This window comes from Halomonas sp. (assembly GCF_052095695.1).
GTDB lineage: Bacteria > Pseudomonadota > Gammaproteobacteria > Pseudomonadales > Halomonadaceae > Vreelandella.
This window is the reverse complement of record NZ_JBQDLQ010000126.1, coordinates 1-7,031: the sequence shown is the minus strand read 5'-3', so window position 1 is coordinate 7,031 and position 7,031 is coordinate 1. Positions and strand designations below refer to the sequence as shown.

10 protein-coding genes and 1 pseudogene are annotated in these 7,031 nt (G+C 53.4%); 7 read left to right on the top strand and 4 right to left on the bottom strand.

Going from position 1 to position 7,031, the window contains the following annotated elements; genetic code table 11:
• Positions 1-212 precede the first annotated feature (212 nt).
• Both ACTH5D_RS16700 and ACTH5D_RS16695 read left to right on the top strand, forming a co-directional pair.
• Positions 213-935, top strand: a complete 723-nt coding sequence (locus tag ACTH5D_RS16700) for a metal-binding protein ZinT (protein WP_441673208.1) — start codon at positions 213-215, stop codon at positions 933-935.
• A gap of 145 nt (positions 936-1,080) precedes the next feature.
• Positions 1,081-1,479, top strand: coding sequence for a lysozyme inhibitor LprI family protein (locus tag ACTH5D_RS16695; RefSeq protein ID WP_441673206.1), 399 nt, complete (start codon positions 1,081-1,083; stop codon positions 1,477-1,479).
• A gap of 79 nt (positions 1,480-1,558) precedes the next feature.
• Here ACTH5D_RS16695 and ACTH5D_RS16690 read toward each other — a convergent pair whose 3' ends face one another.
• From ACTH5D_RS16690 to ACTH5D_RS16675, 4 genes are all read right to left on the bottom strand, one after another.
• Positions 1,559-2,647: a CobW family GTP-binding protein gene (locus ACTH5D_RS16690; RefSeq protein WP_441673204.1), complete on the bottom strand. Its 1,089-nt coding sequence runs from the start codon at positions 2,645-2,647 to the stop codon at positions 1,559-1,561.
• A 6-nt stretch (positions 2,648-2,653) separates the two neighbouring features.
• Entirely contained in the window at positions 2,654-3,118 is a 465-nt protein-coding gene (gene dksA / locus ACTH5D_RS16685) for an RNA polymerase-binding protein DksA (protein ID WP_441673202.1), read from the bottom strand.
• Between the two features lie 100 nt (positions 3,119-3,218).
• On the bottom strand, positions 3,219-3,881 hold the full coding sequence (locus ACTH5D_RS16680; RefSeq protein ID WP_441673200.1) for a DUF1826 domain-containing protein: 663 nt from the start codon (positions 3,879-3,881) through the stop codon (positions 3,219-3,221).
• Between the two features lie 91 nt (positions 3,882-3,972).
• Positions 3,973-4,284, bottom strand: coding sequence for an ATP-binding cassette domain-containing protein (locus tag ACTH5D_RS16675; RefSeq protein WP_441673198.1), 312 nt, complete (start codon positions 4,282-4,284; stop codon positions 3,973-3,975).
• A gap of 213 nt (positions 4,285-4,497) precedes the next feature.
• On the opposite strand from ACTH5D_RS16675, the gene ACTH5D_RS16670 reads away from it, so the two are divergent.
• The 5 genes and pseudogenes from ACTH5D_RS16670 (at position 4,498) to ACTH5D_RS16650 (ending at position 6,912) form a co-directional block, all read left to right on the top strand.
• Positions 4,498-5,127, top strand: coding sequence for an APC family permease (locus ACTH5D_RS16670; protein WP_441673196.1), 630 nt, complete (start codon positions 4,498-4,500; stop codon positions 5,125-5,127).
• A complete protein-coding gene (locus ACTH5D_RS16665; RefSeq protein WP_441673194.1) occupies positions 5,120-5,386 on the top strand; it encodes an amino acid permease C-terminal domain-containing protein in 267 nt (88 codons plus the stop codon). Before ACTH5D_RS16670 ends, ACTH5D_RS16665 begins: the two co-directional genes overlap by 8 nt.
• A gap of 31 nt (positions 5,387-5,417) precedes the next feature.
• A complete protein-coding gene (locus ACTH5D_RS16660) occupies positions 5,418-6,305 on the top strand; it encodes a carbon-nitrogen hydrolase family protein (protein ID WP_441673192.1) in 888 nt (295 codons plus the stop codon).
• A 180-nt stretch (positions 6,306-6,485) separates the two neighbouring features.
• Positions 6,486-6,665 (top strand): annotated as a pseudogene (locus tag ACTH5D_RS16655) (BrnT family toxin); the annotation flags it as partial.
• Positions 6,643-6,912: a BrnA antitoxin family protein gene (locus ACTH5D_RS16650; protein WP_441673190.1), complete on the top strand. Its 270-nt coding sequence runs from the start codon at positions 6,643-6,645 to the stop codon at positions 6,910-6,912. The pseudogene ACTH5D_RS16655 and the gene ACTH5D_RS16650, both read left to right, overlap by 23 nt.
• Positions 6,913-7,031: the final 119 nt, after the last annotated feature.

The following is a 7,031-nucleotide window of genomic DNA, read 5'->3' as shown; positions in this document are numbered from 1 at the left end:
CCCACTTCGGTGGGGCCCGATGCGTTTGTGTCTGCTGATTTTATTTTTTACTTTAGTGCCTCCTCTTAGCGACGCTAACTCGTTATTTGGCTTATCGCTATAGGTAATTGAAACACCAAGCGAGATAAGAATGCGCTTGATGAGCGTTATGTTATACTATATCTTTAAGCTTAAGAGCATTATCTTGTAATCGACAAAAGGAGAGGTTGGATATGACAGCATTGCCACTTAAGAGCGCCAGCGTATTGGTATTGAGTGCTTTGATACTGACAGGCATTCAGGGCGTTAGCGCCAGTGATCATGATCACGATCATTCTCATAGTGACCACGACCACGACCACGACCACGACCACGACCACGACCACGACCATGACCATGACCATGACCATGACCATGATAGCGATATCTATTCGGGGTATTTTGAGGACGATCAGATTAAGGATCGCCCATTATCGGACTGGGAAGGTGATTGGCAATCCGTCTATCCGTACTTACAAGACGGCACGCTAGATGAAGTATTTGCTGATAAAGCAGAGAATGGCGATAAAACCGCTGAAGAGTACATAGACTATTACGATACGGGTTATGAAACCAATGTAGGGCGTATCGTTATCGACGGTAGTAACGTTACCTTCTTTGAAAACGGTGAAGAGACGTCGGGCAACTATCAGTACGATGGCTACGAGATTTTAGATTACCAAGCGGGCAACCGAGGTGTTCGGTTTATTTTCGAGCTTGAGGGAGAGGGCTCTGGAGAGCTGCCCCAGTATATTCAGTTCAGTGACCACAGCATTTACCCCACGGATGCACACCATTTCCACCTTTACTGGGGTGATGATCGTGAGGCGCTGTTAGAGGAAGTGACTCACTGGCCTACCTATTATCCTTCCGAGTTAAACGGTGATGACATTGTTGGTGAAATGCTGGCCCACTAATGGGTAGCAGCTATATTTAATTGATCGTAACAGCGCTGGCCTTATGCCAGCGCTTTGCTTTTATTGGCACTTATCAATTAGGCTTCAAGGGAGATGGTGTACTCCCTCAATATTGCTTTATCCAAATGGAATAGGATCACTCACTATGCGTTTATCTACACTTCTTTTAGGGATAGGTTGTTTAGTCGCAAGTAGTTTTACATATGCGGGCGATACATGTGATAGCGCTACTACTCAGGCTGAACTCACCGAATGCTCCGCGCAGGCGTATCAAGCGGCTGACGATAAGCTCAATGAGGCTTATCAGGAGCTTGTGGGTCAACTAAACAGTAACGCTGACGCATTAGAGAAGCTTAGAACTACCCAACGGGCGTGGATTGGTTTTCGCGACGCTGAGTGTGCATTTGAGAGTAGCGCTGTTGAAGGCGGTAGTGCACAGCCTATGATCCAAAACACATGTCTTGAAACGCTGACAGAGACACGTACTAATCAACTGCGTGAGCATGCTAGCTGTGAAGAGGGCGATCTAAGCTGCTCTCGGTAAAAGGCAGCAGGCAATCATCCGTTCCACTCGCTGCGCCCGCGTCCAGTTTGGCTGGCGATATCGGGTAAGGTTAAAACGGTTATTGGGCTACCTCTTTTGAGGAATTGAAGAAGTTATACAGCTCGGCTACGGTTTCAGGCGCCACGTTTTGGGTAATAAATACAAAGCGCGAGACGCGGTCGCCCACACTGTTGGCTGGCAGCGGCGCAGGCGGATGAAAAATGTGCTGCACGCCGTGAAGCGCTAGCGGCGCCTCCCGGTCAGTGAGGTGCACAATGGCTTTAATGCGCAGCATTTTGTCGCTCATTAATGACATCAACACATCCAGCCAGCCTTCCAAGGCGTCAGGCTCGATAAGCTCGTTAACGCTAAAGCAGAAGGCATTAATGCCGTCGCTGTGCGGGGAGTCGCCGGGCGGATGAGTATTCAATGGCGAACGGTTCAGCGGCGTGGTCAAAGCGCCAGGATGAGTATCTGCTTGATGTATGGCGTAGCTGCCCGCTTTGAGCCACTGTTCCACCTGGAACCCCTTGGTGTCGCCACCATGTAATCCTGCCCCCACCAGCAAATCTGGGGAGAGTTCGCCATTAATCACCTGCCACTGTGCCGCTGCGGGGTTCAACTTGGCCAATCGATTCGCCAGTTGGGACACGCTCTCTTCGCTCGCCAGGTCGGTTTTGGTCATCAGCAGTTTGTCGGCCACCGCGATTTGCTGTTGCGACTCCGGGTGGGCGTCCAGGGTCGCCAACCCATTGGCGGCATCAACGCAGCACACCACGCTATCTAGCTTAAAGCGGTGCGCCAGCCAGTGATCCGTCATCAATAGTTGCAGCAGAGACGTAGGCTCCGCCAGCCCAGTGGTCTCAATCACTACCCGAGCAGGCAAGGATTTATCTTGTGCTTCCAGGTCTTCAAGCGCTTGTTGCAGGGTGCGGCTCAAATCACCCCGCAGGGTGCAGCATAAGCAGCCGCTGCTCATTTCGATCACCGCCTGCTCATCGCTGTGGGTAATCAGTTGGTGATCCAGCCCGATGGCACCAAACTCATTGATCACCACCAAGGTGTTGTGCATGGAGGTTTGGTGAACCCAGCGATTGAGTAGCGTGGTTTTTCCGCTACCCAAGAAGCCGGTCAGCAGATTGACCGGTATTAATGACGGTTCCTGCATAACAGCTTACTCCCAGCGCGCTTTGCGATAATGGTGCTCTTGTTGCTCCTGACGCTCTTTTGCTTCAATGCATAGTTTCGCGGTGGGCCTGAACATTAACCGTGGAAGCCCGATGGGCTCGCCAGTCTCTTCGCAGTAGCCGTACTCGCCGCTCTCAATGCGTTTTAAGGCTGACTCAATGTTTTTGAGCAAACGGCTCTCGCGATCCGCTTGGCGCAATGCCAAGCGCAGCTCCTCCTCAAAGGAGGCTTGATCCGATTCGTCACTGTCGCGTTCACGGGAGGCGATGACGTCCTTCATCTCTCTTAAGTGCGTTTCAATCTCGACACGTTCGGCCAGCAGTCGATGTCGGAAAAACCTTAATTGCTCGTCGTTCATGTAGTCATTGGTGGGCATGGCCAATAGCTTGGCTTCCTTGGCTTTCTCAGCGGATGCGCGTTGAGCATCGGCGTTGACCATTTTTACATTCATACTTTGGTACCCATACATTGCTCTCGCGATATTGATCTGACTTGATCAAGACATAGGCGAACGCGGTGGTAATCGTTTCCATAGGTCGTGATAGCAACGTCTAAGCGGGATCAATACTCATCAGCAGCCGCTTACCTATGCCATCCAACGCGGGGCTTCTATGCACTAACCCCCGCTCTTCGCAGCCCACCCAGCCGCTCCCTTTTATTAACGCTATATCCCCTGGCGTAAGGCGCTGAATAGCGCTGGAGTCGGTTGCGATATCGGGGCGGTCGGGGTGTGGCGCGCCCAGTCCCGCACGGTTAATGGCGTACTCTGGCAGCCATTCGCTGCCTGGGCCGACATAGGTGGTTACCATGCGCACCGGAAGGTTATCGCAGTGAAAACGCGGGCACATGGCGCTAGTGAGCAGGCGCACGCGAATCCCGACGGCCTGGGTGTCAAACAGAAAGGCGATCGCCTCGGCAATCGTCGCCATATCCTCAACCAGCGGGGCTGCCGCGTCCGGGGCGGGCAGGTGACGGCGCAGGTCGGCGACGAAAGTTTCATCCGGATGGCCAAGCCAGCTATATTGCCAGGCGCGATTCGTTTGGCACTGCGCCTGGGCGCTGAAGGCAATATCGGCGGGCAGTGGGCGCTGGAAGATCGCGATGTTAATAGCGTCTTCGAAGATGCGCGGCAGCACGCTGATGTCATTATCAACGGCGGCATGGTCTGGCAACGTCCACTGAGTGGCCGGTAGTGAAGACATAAGCGAAGACATAAATGACTCCATAAGCGTTGTTGAGATAGCCGTCATTGAATGCGCTGTCGCAAGAAGCGCCAGCTTTGTGTCGTGACTGTCGCCGGGATAATCAGCAACGCGGCAAGTTGATAAAGCGTTTGACCGTCATGGGCCAGGTGGGATCCAAGTGCAGCCGCTGCGGCACATAGCCGATGCGCTGCTGGGGCGCGATGGTCACCTGCCCCGAGATCGGCGTTACCGCACCGATCAGCGCTTTCACCAGCGTGGATTTACCCGAGCCGTTGGGGCCAATCAGGGTCACCACCTGCTGTCGATATAAGTCGAGATTGATGTTCTCAAGAATCTGCTGGCCACCGAAGTGAACACCCAGTTGGCGAACGCTCAGAATTGCATCGCTATCAGGAGGGTGAGCAAGCCGCATGGTTAACATTAACTCTTGGTAAATTTGTTATGTTATAACATAAAAGTGAAGTATAGGCGAGCCTCGACTCACTGTTGCGTTTATTAACCATTAACTGTCTTGTTATCAGGAGAACCCCATGAACAACCGTTTAGCTCGTTTATTCGCTTGTTGCCAAGGTGATGGGGGAGCGCGGTGATCCTGAGCTGTTTATTCAGCCCGGCGCTTCACCCCATGGCTATTCGCTACGGCCGTATGGTGTTTCAAATATTGGTGATCGCTTTCTTCGTACTGCTGTCGGTTCGTCACGTATTTTCAACTGGCGGCAGCGATGCGCTTTTTAGCCTGGGCCCGTTCTTGGGTGAAGAGGCTGGCTTTACCGCAATTGCTGCAGGCGCAGCCGTGGCCGCTTACTCTTTTCTTGGCTTCGACGCCGTTACCACACTGACCGAAGAAACCATCGATCCAAAGTGCAATATCCCTAAGACCATTATGCTCACCGCGCTAATCGGCGGCGGTATTTACGTGTTGGTGGGTTACACAACCCAACTGGTGCATCCTGGCAGCAGTTTCGTCAATTCCGACTCCGCCGCCTTTGAGATAGCAAAGACCATCGGTGCCGATCTCTTCGGCGCTATTTTTCTGGCCGGCATGGTGCTCGCCCAGTTCACCTCTGGCCTAGCCGCTCAAGCCAGTGCCTCTCGGCTGCTGTTTGCCATGGGGAGGGATGCGGTACTGCCGCCTAAGCTGTTCGGTGCGCTGCATTCACGCTTTCATACGCCGATGTTCAACATCGTGCTCACGGGCGCTATCGGCTGCCTCGTTTATCAATTTCGGTGCCTTTATCGCGTTCACAATGGTTAACCTTTCAGTGATCTTTCTGGTCAGTAAAGACGCCGATGCAAGGCGCCAGTATGGTGTAATTAGAGGCATGCTAGTGCCGCTCATCGGCGCCCTGGTCAACCTGTGGCTGATGAGTAAGCTGGACGTCAACGCCCTTATTCTTGGCTTGATCTGGCTTTCCATCGGGCTCGCCCAACTGGCCTATTTGACTCGCTTTTTCCGTCGCGAACCGCCAGAAGTGGATTTTGATGAGTCAGAGCCTGAGCCAGCATTCAGCTAGGTAAAAGCGACCTTTTAAACGGAGACCGACCATGTCCAGATATTTGCCCGTGCTCGTGGTGCAGGAAGCCTCGCGGCAGCACGGCACTGACACCGAACTGCAGGCCTTCGAGGCTGAGCTGGCGATGCACCTGAGCGACTTTGGCGCTGACTTTGAACAGCCGAGGATGGTGGTCTATCCCGAGATCCATTTGTGCGCTGCCTCGGGGACGCCCCAGCAGCGTAAGGAGCAACTGGAAGCCGCTGCTGAGCCCATTGATGGTCCACGCAACCAGCACTTGTCACGGATCGCCCGCAACCTGGGGATATGGCTATTGCCCGGCACGCTATGCGAACGGGGAGAGAATGGGCACCTGTACAACACCGCGCCGGTGTATTCGCCCGAAGGTGAGCGCGTAGCCGCCTACCGTAAGTGCTTCCCCTGGCGACCTTTTGAGCCCTATCAACCGGGAGATCGCTTTGAAGTGTTCGAGGTGCCCGGCATAGGCCGGGTCGGCATGGCCATCTGCTACGACATCTGGTTTCCCGAGACGGTGCGTCAGCTAACTTGGCTGGGGGCCGACGTGATTATCAACCAGGTGGCCACCACCACCTGCGACCGCGCCCAAGAGCAAATCCTTGTGCAGGCCAATGCTATTTTCAATCAGGTGTATATGGTCAGCGCCAATGCGGCCACGCCCTCTGGCGAGGGGCAGAGCCTAATCGTCGACCCCGAAGGCCGCATCCGCGCCAGGATGCCCGGCGCCACCCCGGGCATTCTCACCGATGTGCTCAACCTGGATGAGGTCGAGCGAGTGCGTACCTTCGGCACCGCGGGTCTGAACCGTATGTGGTCCCAGTTCCGAGAGGATGACCCGGTGCTGGAGTTGCCGATGTATGAAGGGCGCATTGATCCACGTAAGTGGAAAGAAAAGCGCTAACAGATCCTTGTGGGCTAGGGCAGCTCGGTTGGTTATTCACTGAGGGAACTGGTGTTTATGTCTTTTTGTCCATACAATTAAAAGCATGATAATCGACTTCGACTCAAACAAAAGCGCGAAGAACGAAGAGGGCGCAGTCTACCGTTTACGGCGGTAGAGCGTTTTGACTGGGAAGGAGCGTTATTCCATGAGGATAAGCGCGTTGACTATCCAAAACAGCGCTTTATAGGTTTGGGTAAAATTGGGGAGAGGGTGCATGTGGTGTGCTTTACACCCATTGAAGGCGGCATCAGGGTTATCAGTCTTAGAAAGGCCAACGCACGAGAGGTAAGGCGCTATGAAAACGCGGCTCACGAATAAAGACGGTGAAGTAAGAGAGCTCACAGACCGAGACGTTGAGCAAATGAGGCCTATGTCTGGGGTATTGCCTGCTAATCTGCAGCGTACCATTGGGCAACGCGGACGCCAGCAGATGCCCACCAAAATTAAGACCTCCATTCGTTTGTCACCGGAAGTGATTGAGCATTTTAAGGCTCAAGGTGATGGTTGGCAGCGTCGCATCGACCAAGCATTAAAAGCATATATCCAAGAGCATGGTCGGTCTTGAGACGCGTAGAAATTGCTGACTCAAATGTTGACATGGATATGCCAAAGGCAGCCATTTTCAGCCCACAGACACAAAAAAAGCACCCGTAGGTGCTTGATTTGTATAGTAAGGTGGTGGAG

Bases quoted from the DNA above. Each gene is read 5' to 3' on its own strand.
- ACTH5D_RS16695 (WP_441673206.1), top strand. From the start codon at position 1,081: ATGCGTTTATCTACACTTCTTTTAGGGATAGGTTGTTTAGTCGCAAGT.
- ACTH5D_RS16700 (WP_441673208.1), top strand. From the start codon at position 213: ATGACAGCATTGCCACTTAAGAGCGCCAGCGTATTGGTATTGAGTGCT.
- ACTH5D_RS16650 (WP_441673190.1), top strand. From the start codon at position 6,643: ATGAAAACGCGGCTCACGAATAAAGACGGTGAAGTAAGAGAGCTCACA.
- ACTH5D_RS16660 (WP_441673192.1), top strand. From the start codon at position 5,418: ATGTCCAGATATTTGCCCGTGCTCGTGGTGCAGGAAGCCTCGCGGCAG.
- ACTH5D_RS16670 (WP_441673196.1), top strand. From the start codon at position 4,498: ATGGCTATTCGCTACGGCCGTATGGTGTTTCAAATATTGGTGATCGCT.
- ACTH5D_RS16675 (WP_441673198.1), bottom strand. From the start codon at position 4,284: ATGCGGCTTGCTCACCCTCCTGATAGCGATGCAATTCTGAGCGTTCGC.
- ACTH5D_RS16665 (WP_441673194.1), top strand. From the start codon at position 5,120: ATGGTTAACCTTTCAGTGATCTTTCTGGTCAGTAAAGACGCCGATGCA.
- ACTH5D_RS16680 (WP_441673200.1), bottom strand. From the start codon at position 3,881: ATGTCTTCGCTTATGTCTTCACTACCGGCCACTCAGTGGACGTTGCCA.
- dksA (WP_441673202.1), bottom strand. From the start codon at position 3,118: ATGAATGTAAAAATGGTCAACGCCGATGCTCAACGCGCATCCGCTGAG.
- ACTH5D_RS16690 (WP_441673204.1), bottom strand. From the start codon at position 2,647: ATGCAGGAACCGTCATTAATACCGGTCAATCTGCTGACCGGCTTCTTG.